General features: G+C 71.3%; 16 protein-coding genes. 9 read left to right on the top strand and 7 right to left on the bottom strand.

Going from position 1 to position 18,644, the window contains the following annotated elements:
- Window positions 1-280: 280 nt before the first annotated feature.
- Window positions 281-1,366, top strand: a complete 1,086-nt coding sequence (hisC, locus tag ACNNMR_RS22540) for a histidinol-phosphate transaminase (RefSeq protein ID WP_419996477.1) — start codon at window positions 281-283, stop codon at window positions 1,364-1,366.
- Between the two features lie 21 nt (window positions 1,367-1,387).
- Here the strand turns inward: hisC and ACNNMR_RS22535 are convergent, their stop codons facing one another.
- Window positions 1,388-1,759 (bottom strand): cyclophilin-like fold protein, encoded by a 372-nt coding sequence (locus ACNNMR_RS22535; RefSeq protein WP_419996476.1) that lies wholly within the window; start codon window positions 1,757-1,759, stop codon window positions 1,388-1,390.
- A 233-nt stretch (window positions 1,760-1,992) separates the two neighbouring features.
- Here ACNNMR_RS22535 and ACNNMR_RS22530 point away from each other — a divergent pair, with 233 nt between their 5' ends.
- Genes ACNNMR_RS22530 through ACNNMR_RS22515 form a run of 4 tightly spaced genes read left to right on the top strand, consistent with a single transcriptional unit; the run spans window position 1,993 to window position 9,818 of the window.
- Window positions 1,993-3,513, top strand: coding sequence for a cytochrome ubiquinol oxidase subunit I (locus ACNNMR_RS22530; RefSeq protein ID WP_419996475.1), 1,521 nt, complete (start codon window positions 1,993-1,995; stop codon window positions 3,511-3,513).
- Window positions 3,514-3,534: 21 nt separating this feature from the next.
- The gene (gene cydB / locus ACNNMR_RS22525) at window positions 3,535-4,584 is read left to right on the top strand and encodes a cytochrome d ubiquinol oxidase subunit II (protein ID WP_419996474.1); all 1,050 of its coding nucleotides are present in this window, start codon (window positions 3,535-3,537) and stop codon (window positions 4,582-4,584) included.
- A 1-nt stretch (window position 4,585) separates the two neighbouring features.
- The gene (gene cydD / locus ACNNMR_RS22520) at window positions 4,586-8,167 is read left to right on the top strand and encodes a thiol reductant ABC exporter subunit CydD (RefSeq protein ID WP_419996473.1); all 3,582 of its coding nucleotides are present in this window, start codon (window positions 4,586-4,588) and stop codon (window positions 8,165-8,167) included.
- A 22-nt stretch (window positions 8,168-8,189) separates the two neighbouring features.
- Entirely contained in the window at window positions 8,190-9,818 is a 1,629-nt protein-coding gene (locus ACNNMR_RS22515) for a GAF domain-containing sensor histidine kinase (RefSeq protein ID WP_419996472.1), read from the top strand.
- Window positions 9,819-9,825: 7 nt separating this feature from the next.
- Here ACNNMR_RS22515 and ACNNMR_RS22510 read toward each other — a convergent pair whose 3' ends face one another.
- A complete protein-coding gene (locus ACNNMR_RS22510; RefSeq protein WP_419996471.1) occupies window positions 9,826-11,277 on the bottom strand; it encodes an MFS transporter in 1,452 nt (483 codons plus the stop codon).
- Between the two features lie 57 nt (window positions 11,278-11,334).
- Here ACNNMR_RS22510 and ACNNMR_RS22505 point away from each other — a divergent pair, with 57 nt between their 5' ends.
- On the top strand, window positions 11,335-11,847 hold the full coding sequence (locus tag ACNNMR_RS22505; RefSeq protein WP_419996470.1) for a winged helix-turn-helix transcriptional regulator: 513 nt from the start codon (window positions 11,335-11,337) through the stop codon (window positions 11,845-11,847).
- 33 nt (window positions 11,848-11,880) lie between these two features.
- On the opposite strand, the gene ACNNMR_RS22500 is transcribed toward ACNNMR_RS22505, so the two are convergent.
- Together ACNNMR_RS22500 and ACNNMR_RS22495 are read right to left on the bottom strand one after the other, a co-directional pair.
- Entirely contained in the window at window positions 11,881-12,723 is an 843-nt protein-coding gene (locus ACNNMR_RS22500) for a Cof-type HAD-IIB family hydrolase (protein WP_419996469.1), read from the bottom strand.
- Window positions 12,724-12,935: 212 nt separating this feature from the next.
- Window positions 12,936-13,838, bottom strand: coding sequence for an LLM class flavin-dependent oxidoreductase (locus ACNNMR_RS22495; protein ID WP_419996468.1), 903 nt, complete (start codon window positions 13,836-13,838; stop codon window positions 12,936-12,938).
- Between the two features lie 59 nt (window positions 13,839-13,897).
- Between ACNNMR_RS22495 and ACNNMR_RS22490 the strand changes: the two genes are divergently transcribed.
- The 3 genes from ACNNMR_RS22490 to ACNNMR_RS22480 all read left to right on the top strand — a co-directional run bounded on the left by ACNNMR_RS22490 (window position 13,898) and on the right by ACNNMR_RS22480 (window position 17,121).
- A complete protein-coding gene (locus ACNNMR_RS22490; protein ID WP_420000438.1) occupies window positions 13,898-14,344 on the top strand; it encodes a MarR family winged helix-turn-helix transcriptional regulator in 447 nt (148 codons plus the stop codon).
- A 149-nt stretch (window positions 14,345-14,493) separates the two neighbouring features.
- Window positions 14,494-16,173, top strand: coding sequence for a serine/threonine-protein kinase (locus ACNNMR_RS22485; protein WP_419996467.1), 1,680 nt, complete (start codon window positions 14,494-14,496; stop codon window positions 16,171-16,173).
- 57 nt (window positions 16,174-16,230) lie between these two features.
- Window positions 16,231-17,121 (top strand): LLM class flavin-dependent oxidoreductase, encoded by an 891-nt coding sequence (locus ACNNMR_RS22480; protein ID WP_419996466.1) that lies wholly within the window; start codon window positions 16,231-16,233, stop codon window positions 17,119-17,121.
- A gap of 67 nt (window positions 17,122-17,188) precedes the next feature.
- On the opposite strand, the gene ACNNMR_RS22475 is transcribed toward ACNNMR_RS22480, so the two are convergent.
- The 3 genes from ACNNMR_RS22475 to ACNNMR_RS22465 all read right to left on the bottom strand — a co-directional run bounded on the left by ACNNMR_RS22475 (window position 17,189) and on the right by ACNNMR_RS22465 (window position 18,430).
- Entirely contained in the window at window positions 17,189-17,599 is a 411-nt protein-coding gene (locus ACNNMR_RS22475) for a hypothetical protein (RefSeq protein WP_419996465.1), read from the bottom strand.
- Complete coding sequence (locus ACNNMR_RS22470) at window positions 17,596-17,862, bottom strand: hypothetical protein (protein ID WP_419996464.1); 267 nt, start codon at window positions 17,860-17,862, stop codon at window positions 17,596-17,598. Before ACNNMR_RS22470 ends, ACNNMR_RS22475 begins: the two co-directional genes overlap by 4 nt.
- Before the next feature lie 79 nt (window positions 17,863-17,941).
- A complete protein-coding gene (locus ACNNMR_RS22465) occupies window positions 17,942-18,430 on the bottom strand; it encodes a hypothetical protein (RefSeq protein WP_419996463.1) in 489 nt (162 codons plus the stop codon).
- Window positions 18,431-18,644 lie beyond the last annotated feature (214 nt).

The raw sequence follows: 18,644 nt of genomic DNA, 5'->3' as shown, positions 1-18,644 counted from the left end.
GTACGATTCTGCATGCCGGAACCGGCGAAATGACCATGGAAAGCATTGACATTGGCGGATACTCCCGGGCGTTACGACCGCGTAACGTCGGCCCGCCTGGCCATCTCGCCCGCGTTTCTGCCCCGTTCCACTCACCTTCACGGGTGATGCGCGCCACGGCGCTCGCCACCGGAGCTCGATAGGGCATCGCACGCCCCCTGCTCCGCCGCGCGCCTGCTTGCGGCGGCCTTCTAAGGTGAGCGGTGTCCGTACGTGGCGGCAGGGTCGAGGAGGACCGAAGGTGACCAAGGAAACAACCCCCAGGCTGCGATCCGCGCTGGACGGCATCCCGACCTACAAGCCCGGCAAGCGGGCAGTGGCGGGCGACGGCCCGACAGCCTTCAAGCTCTCCTCGAACGAGAACCCGTACCCGCCCCTCCCAGGCGTCCTGGACCAGGCCACCGCGACGGCCGGCACCTTCAACCGCTACCCGGACATGGCCTGCGGCGAACTCATCGCCGAGCTCGCCGACCGCTTCGGCGTCCCGCCGGAGCACATCGCCACCGGCACCGGCTCTGTCGGCGTCGCCCAGCAGCTGCTGCAGTCCACCGCGGGCCCCGGCGACGAGGTGATCTACGCCTGGCGGTCCTTCGAGGCGTACCCGATCATCACGCAGATCTCCGGCGCGACCTCGGTGCAGGTGCCGCTCACGGCCGGCGAGCACCACGACCTCGACGCGATGGCCGCGGCCATCACCGACCGGACTCGGCTGATTTTCGTCTGTAACCCGAACAACCCGACGGGGACGGTGGCCCGCCGCGACGAGCTGGTCCGCTTCCTCGACCGGGTGCCGGCCGACGTGCTGGTGGTGCTGGACGAGGCGTACCGCGAATTCATCCGGGATACGGAGGTGCCGGACGGCATCGAGCTGTACCGGGATCGGCCGAACGTCTGCGTGCTGCGTACCTTCAGCAAGGCGTACGGCCTCGCCGGCCTGCGCATCGGCTTCGCCGTGGCGCATGAGCCGGTGGCGGCGGCGCTGCGGAAGACGGCGGTGCCGTTCGGGGTGAGCCAGATCGCGCAGGACGCGGCGGTGGCATCGCTGCGGAGTGAGGACGCGCTGCTGGAGCGGGTGTCGGCGCTGGTGGCCGAGCGCGCTCGCGTCTTCGACGCGCTGACCGCGCAGGGGTGGACCGTGCCTCAGTCGCAGGCGAACTTCGTGTGGCTGCGGCTGGGCGACCGTACGGTCGACTTCGCGGCGGCGTGCGAGGCGGCAGGCGTGGTCGTGCGCCCGTTCCCGGGCGAGGGCGTGCGGGTCACCATCGGTGAGACCGAGGCGAACGACATCTTCCTGCGGGTGGCGGAGCAGTTCCGCAAGGAGCTGTAAGCCCCCTACGAACCAGCCCTCCTACACCAGCTCCACCCGGATCGGATCCCCCGAGCGCACCGTCGACAGGTCCCGGGGGTCTCCGTCGATCTCGCCCAGCACATTGCACGGGCTCGCCAGCTTCGGCTCGTCGCCCGAGGAGATCGGGGTCGGTCCGTACGGGAGGGCGAGGGCGTTGCCGTCGGTCCAGAAGGCGACCGTGCCCGCGGGGACGACCTGCCGGGCGTCGGGCTCCAGGGCGGGGTCGAGCGGGGTGGCGAAGTAGACCTCGTCGCCCCAGGTGTTGGCGCTGGATTCGATCGGGAGGGCCGCGATGACCTCGCGGCTGGTCGGGGTGTCGGCCAGGGTCGCGGTGAGCCGGCCGGCGGGCCAGGTGATCCGTATCTGCGTCATGCGCGGCATTCAACAAGATGTTGAAGTTCCCGACAAGGGGGGTCGATGTCCACCGGCTCGGGCACCCGTGCGAGACTCGTCTTGTGAATGTGAACGCATTCACAAGAACACGGCATTGCCCTCGTATGCCCTGCCGCGCCTTGGCCTGACCGGCACTAGGCGCGATGGATCATCGAGGGGAGTATGCCCCGTATGTCCACAGCGGCGGCCGTACGAGCGAAGGAGACGCACCAGTGGATCTCGCGTTGGCGCCGGAAACCCTGGCGCGCTGGCAGTTCGGCATCACCACCGTCTATCACTTCCTCTTCGTCCCCCTCACGATCTCGCTGGCCTCGCTCACCGCGGGCCTGCAGACCGCGTGGGTGCGGACCAAGGACGAGAAGTATCTGAGGGCGACCAAGTTCTGGGGAAAGCTCTTCCTCATCAACATCGCCATGGGCGTGGTGACGGGCATCCTGCAGGAGTTCCAGTTCGGCATGAACTGGTCCGACTACTCGCGCTTCGTCGGCGACATCTTCGGCGCCCCCCTCGCCTTCGAGGCGCTGATCGCCTTCTTCTTCGAGTCCACCTTCATCGGCCTGTGGATCTTCGGCTGGGACAAGCTCCCGCAGAAGCTGCACCTGGCGACGATCTGGATGGTGGCGATCGGCACGATCCTCTCCGCGTACTTCATCCTGGCGGCCAACTCCTGGATGCAGCACCCGGTCGGCTACCGGATCAATGAGGAGGCCGGCCGCGCCGAGCTCACCGACTTCTGGCGCGTCCTCACCCAGAACACGGCCATCGCCCAGTTCGCCCACACCATCACCGCCGCCTTCCTCGTCGGCGGCGCCTTCATGGTCGGCATCGCCGCGTACCACCTGATGCGCAAGCGGCACATCCGCGTCATGCGCATGTCGCTGCGCGTGGGCCTGGTGACGGTGGCGATCTCCGGCCTCCTGGTCGCGGTGACCGGCGACCGCCTGGGCAAGATCATGTACGAGCAGCAGCCGATGAAGATGGCCGCGGCCGAAGCCTTGTGGGAAACGGAAGCCCCGGCCCCGTTCTCGATCTTCGCCGTCGGCGACGTCGAGAAGGGCCACAACCGCGTAGCCATCGAAGTCCCCGGCCTGCTGTCCTTCCTCGCCCACGACAACTTCCACGACGCCGTCCCCGGCATCAACGACACAAATGAGCAGCTGAAGCAGAAGTTCGACGACAAGTTCGGCCTCGGCGACTACCGCCCGAACATCCCGGTCGCCTACTGGGGCTTCCGCTGGATGATCGGCTTCGGGATGGCCTCGTTCGGCATCGGCCTGATCGGCCTGTGGCTGACCCGCCGCCGCTTCTGGCTCAGCGAGCGGCTGCGTACGGGCGAGGACGAGGTGCCACGCCTGGCGCTCACCCGCGACGGCGAGCTCACCCCGTGGCTGACCAAGTGGTACTGGCGCATCGCCTTCCTCACCCTCGGCTTCCCGCTGATCGCCAGCTCCTGGGGCTGGATCTTCACCGAGATGGGCCGCCAGCCCTGGGTCGTGTACGGGGTGCTGCCGACGTCCTCGGCCGTGTCACCCAGCGTCAGCCAGGGCGAGGTCCTCACCTCGATGATCATCTACACCCTCCTGTACGCCGCACTGGCCGTCATCGAGGTCAAGCTCCTCGCCAAGTACGTCAAGGCGGGCCCACCCGAGCTCACCGACGACGACCTCAACCCGCCGACCAAGATCGGCGGCAACGACCGCGACTCCGACCGGCCGATGGCCTTCTCGTACTGAGGAAGCGGGGCACCTTCAATCATGGAACTCCACAACGTCTGGTTCGTCCTGATCGCGGTCCTGTGGATCGGCTACTTCTTCCTGGAGGGCTTCGACTTCGGCGTCGGCATCCTCACGAAGCTGCTGGCGCGCGACCGTCCCGAGCGGCGGGTGCTGATCAACACGATCGGCCCGGTGTGGGACGGGAACGAGGTCTGGCTGCTGACGGCGGGTGGCGCGACTTTCGCGGCCTTCCCCGACTGGTACGCCACGCTGTTCTCCGGCTTCTACCTGCCGCTGCTGATCATCCTCGTGTGCCTGATCCTGCGCGGCGTGGCGTTTGAATACCGGTCCAAGCGGCCGGAGGACGCCTGGCAGACCCGCTGGGAGCACGTCATCTTCTGGACCTCGCTGCTGCCCGCCTTCCTGTGGGGCGTGGCCTTCGCGAACATCGTGCGCGGCGTGAAGATCGGGGCCGACAAGGAGTACGCGGGCGACTTCTTCGACCTGCTGAACCCGTACGCGCTGCTGGGCGGGCTCGTCACGCTGACCCTGTTCACCTTCCACGGCGCCGTCTTCAGCGCGCTGAAGACGGTCGGCGACATCCGGGAGCGGGCGCGGCGGCTGGCCACGGTGCTGGGGCTGGCGACGGCTGTGCTGGCGCTGGTCTTTCTCATCTGGACGCAGGTGGACACCGGTGACGGGAAGTCGCTCGTCGCGATGATCGTGGCAGTGGTGGCGCTGGTGGCCGCGCTCGGGGCGAATATGGCCGGGCGGGAGGGCTGGTCGTTCATGTTCTCCGGGGTGACCATCGCCGCGGCGGTCGCGATGCTGTTCTTCGCGCTCTTCCCGGACGTGATGCCGTCGACGCTGAATCCGGAGTGGTCGCTGACCGTCGAGAACGCGTCGTCGACGCCGTACACGCTGAAGATCATGACCTGGTGCGCGGGCATCGCGACGCCGATCGTGCTGCTCTACCAGAGCTGGACGTACTGGGTGTTCCGCAAGCGCATCGGCGTCCAGCACATCGCGCCGGCGGCCGTACCGGCAGCGGACAACGCGAGCGCCGCAAGCGGCGGGGAAGCGCGCTGACATGCGTCCCGTAGATCCCCGGCTGCTCCGGTACGCGCGGGCCACACGGATATTCCTCGCCCTGTCGGTGGCGCTCGGCCTGGCCGGGGCCGGTCTGGTCGTCGCGCAGGCGGTGCTCATCGCCGATGTCGTCGTCGGGGCGTTCCAGGAGGGGTACGGGGCCGGTGAACTGCGCGGTGCCGTGGCCGGTCTGGTGGCGGTCGCCTGCGGGCGGGCGCTGGTGGCGTGGCTGACGGAGCTGACGGCGCATCGGTCTGCTGCCGCGGTGAAGTCCGAGCTGCGTATGCGATTGCTGCGCAGGGCCGTTGGGCTCGGTCCTGGGTGGCTGTCGCGGCAGCGGGGCGGGGATCTCGTGGCCCTTGCGACGCGTGGTGTCGATGCGCTGGACGACTACTTTGCCAAGTACCTGCCGCAGTTGGGGCTTGCCGTCGTCGTGCCGGTGGCGGTCATCGCGCGGATCGCGCTCGGGGACTGGATCTCGGCGGCGGTGGTGCTGGGGACGCTGCCGTTGATCCCTATTTTTATGGTGCTGATCGGGTGGGCTACCGAGGCCGCCATGGGGCGGCGGGTCGATGCGCTGGCGCGGCTGTCCGGGCATTTTTTGGATGTCGTCGCCGGGTTGCCGACGCTGAAGGTCTTCGGGCGGGCGAAGGCGCAGGCCGAGTCGATCCGGAAGATCACCGGGGAGTATCGGCAGGCGACGATGCGGACGCTGCGCGTCGCGTTCCTGTCGTCGTTCGCGCTGGAGTTGATCGCGACGATTTCGGTGGCGCTGGTCGCGGTGGGCATTGGCATGCGGCTGGTGCATGGGGAGCTGGATCTTTATACGGGCCTGGTGATCCTGGTGCTGGCGCCCGAGGCGTATCTGCCGTTGCGGCAGGTGGGGGCGCATTACCACGCCGCGGCTGAGGGGGTGGCGGTCGCTGAGCGGGTCTTCGCGGTGCTTCAGACGCCGGTGCCGGAGGGTGGCGATGGCCGGGTCGGGCGCTTGGACCTGGCGGTCGAGGATCTGGTGGTGCGGTATGAGGGGCGGGATGCGGAGGCTCTGGGTGGGGTGAGTCTGGCGGTGCGGGAGGGCGAGACCGTCGCCCTTGTCGGGCCGTCGGGGGTGGGGAAGTCGACGCTTGTCGCGGCGCTGTTGGGGTTCGTACGGCCTGCGGAGGGCCGGGTGCTTGTCGGGGGGCGTGAGCTCGGGGAGCTCGATCTTGAGTGGTGGCGGTCGCGGGTTGCCTGGGTGCCGCAGGGGGCGGTGCTGTTTGCGGGGACCGTTGCCGAGAATGTGCGGTTGGCGCGGCCGGATGCTTCGGATGAGGTCGTGCGGAGCGCCCTGCGGGACGCGGGTGCGGGGGAGCTTGATCCGGAGCGGGTGCTCGGGGATGGGGGTGCGGGGCTTTCGGCTGGGCAGCGGCAGCGGGTGGCGCTGGCGCGGGCGTTTGCGGCTGATCGGCCGGTGGTGATTCTGGATGAGCCGACTGCGGCTTTGGATGGGGAGACTGAGGCGGAGGTTGTTGCCGCGGTGGGGCGGCTTGCTGTCGGGCGGACGGTGTTGGTTGTTTCGCACCGGGCTGCGGTGTTGTCCGTAGCGGATCGGGTGGTTGCGATGGACCCTGCGCTTCGCGCGGGTGTCCTCAAGCGCCGGACGGGCTTGGATTCGTGCGTGGGCCGGGGACGGGGTTCCACGACACCACCGAAAAAACGCGGTGGTCGACCGCCGCTGGGGCCGCTGGGTTTTTTCGGCGGCGTCGTTCTACCCCGTCCCCTCCTTGCGCTGCCGGGTGCGGCTCAGCGGCCGCGGCTGGCGCTTGCCGGGCTGTTGGGGGCGCTTGCGATGGCCAGTGCGGTGGGGCTTATGGCCACGTCCGGGTGGCTCATTTCGCGGGCCTCCGAGCAGCCGCCGGTCCTGTATTTGATGGTCGCTGTCACGTGCACCCGCGCCTTCGGCATTGGGCGGGCCGTTTTTCGTTACGCGGAGCGGCTGGTGTCGCATGATGCTGTGCTGCGGCATCTCGCGGATGTGCGGGTTGCTGTCTATCGGCGGCTGGAGCGGCTGGCGCCGGCCGGGCTGCGGGGGCATCGGGGGGATCTGCTCAGTCGGATCGTCACCGACGTGGATGCGCTGCAGGACCGGTATCTGCGGTGGCTGCTGCCGGCCGTAACGGCGGGGGTGGTCAGCCTGCTCGCCGTCGGGTTCACGGCCTGGCTGCTGCCGGAGGCGGCCATCGCACTCGCCCTGGGACTCCTCGTCGCGGGCGTCGGCGCGCCCCTGGTGTCGGCCGCCGTCGCCCGCAGGGCCGAGCGGGCGGTGGCGCCCGTACGCGGGGAGCTGGCGACCCGTACGGTCGACCTGCTCGGTGCGACCGCCGAACTGACCGTCGCCGGCGCACTCCCCCGCCACCTGGCCGAGGTCGAGCGGATCGATGGCCGCCTGACGCGCATCGCCCGCCGCAGCGCGGCAGCGACCGGCCTCGGGTCGGCGATCACGGCCCTCGCCTGCGGACTCACCGTGGCGGCCGCCGCTGTCGCCGGCGCACAGGCGACAGCCGACGGCCGCCTCTCCGGCGTCTGGCTGGCAACGGTGGTCCTCACCCCCCTGGCCGCCTTCGAGGCCGTGAACGGCATGCCGCTCGCCTACCAGCAGCGCATGCGCGTACGCCGGTCGCAGGACCGCCTGCAGGAGGTCATGGAGGCCCCGATCCCCGCCCACGAGGGCGAGGGCGAGCCGCCGACGGACCCGTACCCGATCACCCTCGACGGCGTGACCGTCCGCTATCCGCAGCCCGGCGACGCAAGGAGGGGACGGGGTGGAACGACGCCGCCGAAAAAACCCAGCGTCCCCGACGGCGGTCGAGCACCGCGTTTTTTCGGTGGTGTCGTGGAACCCCGTCCCCGGCCCACAGACAAAGCAGCCCTCCAGGACGTAAGCCTGACGCTCACACCGGGCCACCGCGTAGCGATCGTCGGCCCCTCCGGCTCCGGCAAAACCACCCTCGCCAACACCCTCCTCCGCTTCCTCGACCCGACCGAAGGCCACTACAGCCTCAGCCAATACGACGCCGACGCCGTAAGGCGCATCGTCGGCCTATGCGCCCAAGACGCCCACATCTTCGACAGCAACCTCCGCGAAAACCTCCGCCTCGCGGGCCCCGACGCCACCGACGCCGACCTCTACGACGCCCTCCAGGAAGCCCGCCTGGCCGACTGGGTGCGAGGCCTCCCCGACGGCCTCGACACCCCCGTAGGGGCGAACGGCGCCCAACTCTCCGGCGGCCAGCGCCAGCGCCTCGCGCTCGCCCGCGCGCTGCTCGCCGACTTCCCCGTCCTCGTCCTCGACGAGCCCGCCGAACACCTCGACCTCCCCACCGCCGACGCCCTCACCACCGACCTCCTCGCCGCCACCGAAGGCCGCACGACCGTGCTGATCACCCACCGCCTCACCGGCCTCGACGCGGTCGACGAGATCCTGGTCCTCGACCAGGGACGCATCGTCCAGCGCGGCACATACGCCGAGCTGGCCACCACCGACGGCCCCTTCCGTACGGCCCTGGAGCTCGAAACCGGACACCCCGAACTGGTCACCCCATGAGCGACAAATTACGCTCTTGACCATGAATCGCCCGGACTCGATGGACGCCGCCGCGCAGGCCACGCGAGGCCTGCAGGGGATGCCCGCCGAGTTCACCGCCCGCGTATCGCAGCTGCTGCAGGCGATGCGGTCGATCGGGACCGGGCTCGATCTGCACAGCACGCTGGACCGGATCGCGGAGACCGCCGCCGAGCTGGTGCAGGCGCGCTATGCGTCGATCGTCGTGATCGACTCGGCGAGCGGGGACCTGGACGAGTTCGCGTCGTTCGGCGTCGACCAGGTGGACCGGGAGCGGCTCGACGAGATCCCGGAGGAGCCGGGGACATCGCTCAGCGTCGAGATCGAGGTGGACGGCGAGAACTTCGGCGAGATCGTGCTGTCGGAGAAGGCGGACGGCACCACCTTCACCGGCAATGACCTGCAGCTCGTACGGGTCATCGCCACCGAGGCGGGCATCGCCATCGGCAATGCGCGCCTCTACGAAGCCAGCCGCCAGCAAGCCCACTGGATCAACGGCGCCAACGCCGTCACCACCGCGCTGCTCTCGTCCGCCGACGCCAAGGACGCCCTGCAGGTCGTAGCCGAGCAGGCGCGCACGCTCGCGGACGCCGCCGCAGGCCTCGTGCTGCTGCCGATGGAGCCGGAGGGCGAGGACGAGGGCGGCCTCGAGATCGTCGCCGCGGCCGGGAACGGGACCGACGAAATGGTCGGCACCGTGGTGCCGTGGTACTCACCCGTAGCCGCGAAGCTGGCCGCCGGCGTGGCGGTGTTCGTGGACGACTCGGCCAACGACCCCCGCATGATCACTAAGGTGGCGCAGCGCTTCGGCCCCTCCATGCTGCTGCCGATGGTGAGCGGCGCGCGCGTCCTCGGCACCCTCGCGATCCCGCGCTCGCCGGGATCGCAGCTGTACACGGCGGCGGAGAAGAACCTCGCCCGCCGCTTCGCCTCGCAGGCGGCCCTCGCCCTGGTGATCGACGAGGCACAGCGCGACCGGGAGCGGCTCGCGGTGTACGAGGACCGCGACCGGATCGCGCGGGACCTGCACGATCTCGTCATCCAGCGGCTGTTCGCGACGGGGATGATGCTGCAGGGGGCGCGGCGGATGTCGGTGGTCGAGGGCGTACAGGAGCGGCTCGACAAGGCCGTGGACGAGCTGGACATGACGATCCAGGAGATCCGTACCGCCATCTACTCGCTGCAGCAGGAACCCTCGCAGGCCCCGACCGGCCTGCGGGCGCTGGTGCTGCGGGAGGTGGCGACGGCGGCGGCGCCGCTGGGGTTCCAGCCGTCGACGTCCTTCGTCGGCGCGGTGGACGCGATCGTCGACGAGGACACCGGGCGGCATCTGCTCGCGGCCCTGCGCGAGGCGCTGTCGAACGCCTTCAGGCACGCGCGCGCCAGCCAGATCGGGGTCTCGGTCGACGCAGCGGCGAAGCTGCCGGACGGCCGCCCCGCGGTGCGGCTGACGGTGGCGGACGACGGTGTCGGCATCCCGCCGGAGGGCGGCCGGCGCAGCGGCCTGCGGAACATCGAGGCGCGGGCGGAGTCGCTCGGCGGCGCGGCGTGGACGGCGCCGGGGCTCGGGGACTGCGGGGGCGGGACGTCGGTGGTGTGGCAGGTGCCGGTGTCGCTGCCGGAGGGGGCGTAGCGGCAGCTCAGCTTTGGCGCGGCCGCAGCAGGAGCACCACCGCCGCGCCCACCAGCGCGAGTCCCGCCGACACCACGAACGCCACATCGGCCCCGTGCGCCGGCCCACCGGACGACGATGTCGCCACCGCGATCGTCAGCGCCACCCCCGCCGCGGAGCCGATGTAGCGGCCCGTGTTGTTGGCGCCGGACCCCATCGCCACACGGTCGGCGGGCACCGACTCGACGGCGATACGGGGCAGCGCCGCGTTCAGCAGCCCGCTGCCCGTACCGGCGATGACCAGGCCCGGCAGCAGCCGCGGCCAGGAGCCGGGCCCGCCGCCGGACAGCGCCCCGAGAAACGTGAGCACGCCCACCGCATGCCCCGCGAAGCCCAGCGCCAGCTGATGGCGCGCGGCCAGCCGCCCGGCCAGCCGGCGCGCCTGGAGGGCGACCGCGAAGGCGATCCCGGCCCACAGGAAGAACAGCCAGGCGGTGGCGAAGGCGGACATGTGGAGGGTCTGCTGCAGCAGGGCGGAGAGGTAGCTGAAGAGCCCGATCACCGCGACGCCGGTGAACAGCGCGCCGGTGAAGGAGGCGAGGAAGACCGGGTGGCGGAGCAGGGGCAGGTCGATCACCGGGGCGCGGCGGCCGCGAGTGGCGCGGCGGGGGCGAGTGGCGCGGCGGCCGCGAGTGGCGCGTCGTTCCACGTACGCGAAGAGCCCGAGTCCCACTGCCGCCGCGGCGAAGAGCAGCAGCACCGGCAGGCGCAGCCACCCGTCGCGGCCGAGGGTGAGCGCGCCGGTGAGCGCGGTGAGGGCGAGGCCGAGGGTGAGGGCGCCGAGGAGGTCGGGGCGGCCGCCGCGGGGGGCGCGGGATTCCGGGAGTACGCGGAAGGCGAGCAGGCCGCCGAGGAGGGTGATGGCGGCGAAGACCCAGTAGCCCGCGCGCCAGTTCAGCTCGGCGAGGCCGCCGGCGAGGACCGGGCCGACGGCGATGCCGCCGCTGACCGAGGCGCCCCAGATGCCGGTGGCGCGCACCCGGGCGGGCCCGGCCGGGAAGGCGGTGGCGATGAGGCCGAGGCTGGCGGCGACGATCGCGGCGCTGGCGATGCCCTGGGCGATACGGGCCAGGGTGAAGGTGAGCGTGGAGGTCGCCAGGGCGCCGAGCGCGATGGTGGCGGCGAGGGCGAAGGTGCCGGTCAGGAAGGCGCGGCGGCGGCCGTAGTCATCGGCGAGGCTGCCGGCGACCAGGAGGGCGGCGGCGAGGCCGAGGGGGGTGCCGTTGAGGAGCCAGGCCTGGGCGGAGAGGGGGGTGTGGAAGTCGGCGGTCATGCCGGGGAGGGTCAGCATCGGGGCGGTGTAGCTCATGAGGGCTACGGCGGTGACGAGGCTGGCGGCGAGGAGGACGGCGGCGGCGGGGCGGGTGTGCTCCGGTGGCCGGTCCGCTTTTGTGAGGTTCATTGACTGAACTTCTGTCATGACGGGGAGCGTAGCAGCTTAGGTTCGTTCATTGAACCTGCGGGCTAGAATGGCGCCATGGCACTGGGCAAGGACTACGCGTCACAGGAGTGCGGCATCGCCCGCGCGCTGGAGATCGTCGGCGAGCGCTGGACGCTGCTGGTGCTGCGCGACGCCTTCTACGGCGTGCGCCGCTACAACGACTTCCTGACGCATCTGGGCATCCCGCGCGCCGTGCTGGCCGGGCGGCTGCAGGCGCTGACGGACGCCGGGGTGATGGAGAAGCGGACGGGCGAGCACGGGCGGCAGGAGTATGTGCTGACGGAGGCCGCGCACGGGCTGTGGCCCGCACTGCACGCGCTGCGGGCGTGGGGGCGGGAGCAGACCGGGAACGATCCGGTGTATGTCTTCAGCCACGCCGCCTGCGGCACGGAGCTCGGCGGGTACGGGGAGTGCCCGAAGTGCGCGGTGCCGGTGCCGCCGGGGGACGTGGCGATGCGGCGCGGGCCGGGGCGGCCGAAGGATCCGGAGCATCCGGTGAGCCGGGCGCTGGAGCGGCCGCATCGGCTGCTGGAGCCGCTGCAGCTCTGACGTCCGTCAGAGTCGGTGCAGCTCTGACGGAGGTCAGAGCCCGTGCAGCAGCTGCTCGATCACGACCGCGACGCCGTCCTGCTCGTTCGCCGCCGTGCGGTTGGTGGTGGCGGCGAGGACCTCGGGGTGGGCGTTGGCCATCGCGTACGAGGCGCCGGCCCAGGTGAGCATCTCGATGTCGTTCGGCATGTCGCCGAACGCGATCACTTCCTCGGGGCGGATCTCGCGGGCCGCGCAGCAGCGCGCCAGGGTGCTGGCCTTGCTGACGCCGAGGGCGCTGATCTCCAGCAGCGCGCTGTGGCTGGAGCGGGTGAACTCGGCGCGGTGGCCGGCGGCTTCGCGGGCGTCGGCCAGGAAGGCGTCCGGGTCGTAGTCCGGGTGGTGGGCGAGGAGTTTGAGGAGCGGCTCGCCGGCGTTGTCGTGGTCGTCGGCGAGGAGCTTGTCGATCGGGGCGGTGGTGGCGCCCGGGTCGAGGTGGAACGCCGGGTAGCCGGGGTCGTAATGGATGCCGCCGGTGCGCTCCACGGCGAAGGAGGTGCCGGGGGCGCGATGGCGCAGCAGGTCGGCGACGGCGCGGGCGTCGTCCTCGAGGAGGGGGCGGACTTCGGTGAAGGTGCGCCCGCGGTGCAGATCGACGACGGCCGCGCCATTGGCGCAGATGGCGAGGCCGTGCCCGTGGACGTGCTCGGCGACGACATCCATCCAGCGGGCCGGCCGCCCGGTCACGAAGAACACTTCGATCCCGGCCTCCTCGGCGGCGGCGAGGGCGGCGACGGTGCGGGTGCTGACGGACTTGTCGTCCCTCAGCAGGGTGCCGTCGAGGTCGGTCGCGATCAGCCGGGGGGTGGGTGCACTCACGGGGCCATCATCGCTCATAGAGGCGCACAAGCGTGCGGTGGGGCGCGCATCTGAGCTTTGCGCGCTCCCTGCGGGGTGCCTGGCGGGGGGCCTTGCGGTGCCTTCGGCCGGCACGTGCTGCTCATCCCCGCGCTGCGGGCGCACCCCCACCCCACACCCTCGTAACGCTGCCGGGCGCCGGTTCCCGCCCACTCCTGCCGGAGACAGCGACGGGCGGGCGGGTGGGAAGCTCACCCTTTGGCGGCAGCCTCTCGTACGGCGGGGGCGATCTCCTCTCCCCACCGGCCGAGGGTCACCTCGTCGGGTACGCCGCCGCCGGGCGCGAACAGCGTGAAGCCGGAGGCTCCGTGGTCGAGCACCGCGCCGGTGAGCTCCTCGATCCACTGGGCGGTGGAGCCGCCGGTCCAGCGGCCGTCCGCGTCGCGGGTCGCGGCCGCCGGGGCGTCGGTGATGGCGCCCGGGAAGTTGAACACGGTGGCGACATCTTGCGGCGCTCGCCCCGCCGCCGTCGCGGCCTCGTCGATGACCGGACGCGACGTCCGGTAGCGCTCGCTGAGCCAGTCCGCCGCGTGCCCGGGGATCCAGCCGTCCGCGAGCCGCCCGGTGACGGCGAGGGACTTCGGGCCGACCGACCCCGTCCACACCGGCGGCGCCGCGGCCGGGGCCGGCGGCAGGTCGGTGACCCGGTAGAACTCGCCCTCGAAGGTGACCGGCGGACCGCCGCCCGACAGGTGCCGGACGAGCGTGATCGCCTCCTCGAAGGCGCGTACGGCCTGGCCGGGGGAGAGCCGCTCGGGACCGAGCTTCACGATGTCGTCCCAGGAGCCGCCGACGCCCATGCCGAGGAGGATCCGGCCGCCGGAGAGGGTCGACAGGGAAGTGACGGTGCGGGACAGCATCGGCGCGGGGCGGCTGGGCAGGTTGGTGACGTTGACCAGGCCCGAGATGCGCTCGGTGCGGCCGAGGGCGAAGCCGATCGTCGCGTATGCGTCCAGCCACTTGCCGATGTACGGGTGGTCGGAGACCGAGAAGTGGTCCAGGCCCTGACGGTCGGCCCGGTCGACGAGCTTCAGGGTGTCCTGGGTGGAGCGGATGGCGCTGCTGACGCCGACGCCGAAGACGGGGTTTGCCATGGCGGCTCACTTCTTTCTTAGTTCGTTATGCGAACTGTAGATTGGAGCTTATGGAGCAGATGGGCGCCGTGACGGCGCTGGTGCGGTCGGCGTTCCTGGTGAACGCCGTGTACGCCGACTCGGCGCGGGAGTTCGGGCTGACGCCGCAGCAGGGGCAGCTGCTGTGCGTGCTGATGGCGGGCCCGTACGGCATGGGCGAGCTGGGCGAGACGCTGGGTCTGGCGAAATCCAGCCTTACGGGGCTGGTGGACCGTACGGCCCGGCGCGGCCTGGTGCGGCGCGAGGCCGGTGCCGGTGACCGGCGTTCGGTCCGGGTGGCGCTCACCGAGGAGGGCGTCGAGACGGCGGAGGAGTTCTACGCGGAGACCTGCCGCCGGGTGGAGGCCCTGCTCGTGAGCACGGACGCCCTGGACCGCGACCGGCTGGCGCGGCTGCTCGGCCGCGTGGTCAGCGACAACAAGGTGCCGGTGGTATTTGCGGAAGCGGACGCATCGCTGGACTCCTGAGAGGTTTAGTTCGTGCAACGAACAGTAGTAGTTCGTGGTGCGAACTGCAAGGGTGCTGGTCCCGCGCGACAGGCTGGCTAAGCTGCTGCCCTTGCGCATGGTCCGCCGGGGGGCTTTCGGTGGCCGAGGGGCACGGGGGGAAGACGGAGATGAACGAAGCTGGAGCGGTGTTCGAGCCGCTGGCGGCGGATGACCCGCAGGTGGTGGCCGGATACCGGCTCGCCGCGCGGCTCGGGGCCGGCGGCATGGGACGGGTCTATCTGTCGCACACCCAGGGCGGGCGCCCGGTGGCGATCAAGGTCGTACGGCCCGAACTGGCCGACGACTCCGACTTCCGGCGGCGCTTCCGGCGGGAGATGGATGCGGCGCGACGGGTGCGGGGTGCGTACACCGCCGAACTGGTCGACGGCGATGCGGACGGTACGCCGCCCTGGCTCGCGACCCTCTACGTACCCGGCCCCTCCCTCGCGGCGGCCGTGGCCCGGCGCGGACCGCTGCCTCTGCCCGCGCTGCTGTGGCTGACGGCCGGAGTGGCCGAGGCGCTGCAGGTGATCCACGCGGCAGGCATCGTGCACCGCGACCTGAAGCCGTCGAACGTCCTGCTGGCCGCCGACGGCCCCCGCGTCATCGACTTCGGCATCTCGCTCGCCGCGGACGGCACGTCGTACACGGCGACCGGCGCCACCATCGGCACCCCGCAGTTCATGGCGCCGGAGCAGGCGGCCGCGGGCCCGGTCTCGGCGGCCACGGACGTCTTCTCGCTCGGCCAGACGGTGGCGTTCGCCGCCCTGGGCCGCTCCCTGTACGGGGACGGCCCCGCGGTCAGCGTGCTCTACCGCATCGTGCACGACCGGCCCGACCTGTCCGTACTGCCGGCGGAACTGCGCCCGCTGCTGGCCCGCTGCCTCGCCGCCGATCCGGCGGAGCGGGCCAGCCTGGCGGAGATCGTGGAGTGGTGCCGGGAGCGGCTCGGGCAGGACGCGGATGCCGGTGCGGTGTGGCGGGAGGTCACCGGGCCGGAGATCACCGTGCCGTCGCCGGCGGCGGCCGTCCCGGCTGGCCCGGCACCGACGCGCACCGACGCCACCGCGGTGCAGCCGCGACCGGCGGCCGTGGGGCCGGGCTCGCCCTGGGGAGCCGCGACGCGGCAGTCCACGCCGCAGCCCTTCAACCGCCGTGCGAAGTGGCTCACCGGGGTGGGAGTGACGGCGGGGGTGCTGGTGCTCACCGTGCTGGCGTGGACGGTGATGGACGCGACGGGGACGTTCGACCGCGGCGCGAAGGCGTCGGGTAAGTCGGGTAAGGGGAATTCGGCGGGGACATCGGCATCACCGTCGCCGTCGGCGTCCGCGTCGGGATCCAAGACCGGAGCGGGAACCGGAACGGGATCCGGATCAGGGTCCGGGGCCAATGGCGCCAACGGCGCCGACACCTCCGCGTCGCCGGTCGCCACGCCCTACCCCATGCAGTGGCTGGACGAGAAGAACTCGATGAGCCTCCCTGACGGCGTCAACCGCGAGGACCGCAAGGGAGACATCCGTTTCACCTGCGCCAAGGAGCAGAGCTGCGCGCTGGAGACCACCACTAGCGTGATCGTCCCGGTGCTCGGCAAGCCGGGCGCCGGCCTCGACGACTGCCGCTCCTTGCTCGCCGGCAAGGGCGCCGCCAAGCGCCTTCCGCTCGCCATCATCACGACCGGCAGCGAAATCTGCTTCAAGCACCCCGACGGCTACATCGGTCTGTTCGTGGTCCAGACGAAGTCGACAGCACTCCCGAAGAGCGGGTCCAGCTTCCTTACCGGGGCGCTGACGGTATGGCGGGCCACCTAGGGCGGGACGGCGCGGCCGACTGCGGGGTTCCGCGCGGGCGATCGTAAACTCGGGACCATGAGCCTGCGTCTGAGCACCGTCATCCTGCCGATCAAGCGCTGGCACGAGGGCGGCCGGGACGTCTGGCAGCGGGCCGAGGAGCTGGGCTTCCATACCGCGTACACGTACGACCACCTGACCTGGCGGGTGCCGTTCCGCGACGGCCCGTGGTTCGGCGCGCTGCCGACGCTGACGGCGGCGGCGGGGGCGACCTCGCGGCTGCGCCTCGGCACGCTGGTGACGTCCCCGAACTTCCGCCACCCGGTGACCCTCGCCAAGGAGCTGACCTCGCTCGACGACATCTCCGGCGGCCGGGTGACGCTCGGCATCGGCGCGGGCGGCACCGGCTTCGACGCCACCACGCTCGGCCAGCAGCCGTGGACGCCGCGGGAACGGGCCGACCGGCTGGGCGAATTCGTGCCGCTGCTCGACCGGCTGCTGAGCGAGCCCGAGGTCACCCACCAGGGTGTGCACTACTCGGCGCACGAGGCCCGCAACCTCCCCGGCTGTGTCCAGCGCCCGCGCCTGCCCTTCGCGGTCGCCGCCACCGGGCCGCGCGGCATGCGGCTGGCGGCGCGGCACGGGCAGGCGTGGGTGACGACGGGCGACCCGAAGATCTCCGCTACGGGCACGCCGGCGGACTCCCTCGCCGCGATCCGGGGGCAGCTCGCGCGCCTCGCGGAGGCGGGCGCCGAGATCGGCCGCGACACGACCGGTATGGAGAAGATCCTGCTGACGGGCTTCACCCCGGACCGCCCCCTGGACTCCCTCGCCGCCTTCCAGGACTTCGCGGCTGCGCACGCCGCGATCGGCATCACCGAGCTGGTGCTGCACTGGCCGATCCCGGACACTATCTTCGCCGCCGACCAGAAGGTCTTCGAGCAGATCGCGGCGGAGGGGCTGAGCTGAGCACGCGAGAAGGGGCGCACCCGGCGGTGCGCCCCTTCTCGCGTTCGTTGTTACGCGCTACCGGGAGTTACGCGTTCTCGGGGATGGGGATCGTCCGGACGCCTGTGCCGCGATAGCGCGTGGGACTGCGGGTGAGCACCGGGCGGCCGAGCGGCCATTCCACACTGGGGCGGGCCAGGTGCAGCGCATGCGTGCCGCCCCAGTCACCATGGGCGTGGTCGCGTGCCCGTCCGGCCACCGCGGTGATCGCGGGGAAGTCGAGCGGGGTGATGTCCACGGACGGCAGCGAGCTCACGTGGTCGGCGACGCCCGCCCGTTCGGCCTCGGCGAGCGTCAGGCAGAGCGCCGGGATGTAGACGCGCAGGGTCGGGTCCGTCTCGGCCTCGACCACGAGGCGTGAGGCCGACGGAGTGCCGGCGCCGAGCGCCAGCAGCGCGGTGTCGTCGAAGATCACGGCGCGGGGCGGCTTGGGCTTCACTGGACCTCCCCGAGCTTGCCGGCCGCGATGTCGGCCCACATCTGCTCGCCTGCCTTCGCGTCCTCCTCCGTGTACGGGCGGCCGAGGAAGTGCTTCTCCACGTACGCCTTCGTGGCCTCGTAGCGAGCCTGCAGCTCCTCCTCGGTCGGCGTGGCGCCGGCGAGCTCCGCCAGCAGGTCGCGCATCGAGATGCCGCGCTCGCGCGCCAACACCATCAGGCGGTCGCGGACAGCGGGGTCAACCTTGATCGTGGTGTCGGCCATGAGGACAGTATACTGTCGGTATACCGTCTCAGGTGCAGGTTTCTCCAGGGGCAGCGTCATGCTTCTTCCTTTTCCATTCTCAGTCGACAGCCCTGTCGTTGGTGCCGAGCCGGTAGACGGGGTAGTGGTTCGATTTCGGCGCGCTGATGTGGACCAGGCAGCCGGCGGCGACGAGGGTGCGGAGGCCCATGGCGGCGTCCTGGGGGGAGAGGTTGGTGCTGCGGGCCAGCTGCTCCGGGGTGGTGCGCAGCTCGCCCTGGATGACGAGGATCGGCAGGGCGTGGGTGGCGACGGTGCGCGCGGTCTCGTCGAGGAGGTGGTCGCGGCGCCAGCGGTCCAGCAGCTGCAGGGCGCGGGTCCGGCTGCCGAACAACTGGGTCGGCGGGTTGCCGCTGGGCAGCGGCGCCAGCCGTCGCAGTAGCTCGGTGACCTGCGTCGAGGTGGCGGCGAGCTCGGAGATCAGCTTCGTCTGGCGCCGCTGGACGGCGGCCAGCATCGCCTGCGTCTCATGGGCGAGGGCGGTGAGGGGATCGGGCTCCGGGGGCGTGGAGGTTGTGGATTCGGGCATGCCCGAATGAACGCTCAGCAGACGATCAGGCCGCAAGTGGTGACAACGCGTAGTTGTCACTGGCTAGTTGGGGTTTCGCGGCACCGGAAGGCGGTCGATGGCGAACGCGTTCTCGCAGGCTGCGGCGACATGTTCGATTGATCGACGGGTGGCGGTGCGGGCCCTCCCCAGCCGTCGGCCACTTCATCAATGTGGGTTACCGCTCCCAGTCAAC

It is taken from the genome of Streptomyces boninensis (assembly GCF_048572725.1).
GTDB classification, from domain to species: Bacteria; Actinomycetota; Actinomycetes; order Streptomycetales; family Streptomycetaceae; genus Streptomyces; species Streptomyces boninensis.
This window is presented reverse-complemented; position numbering and strand designations above follow the sequence as displayed.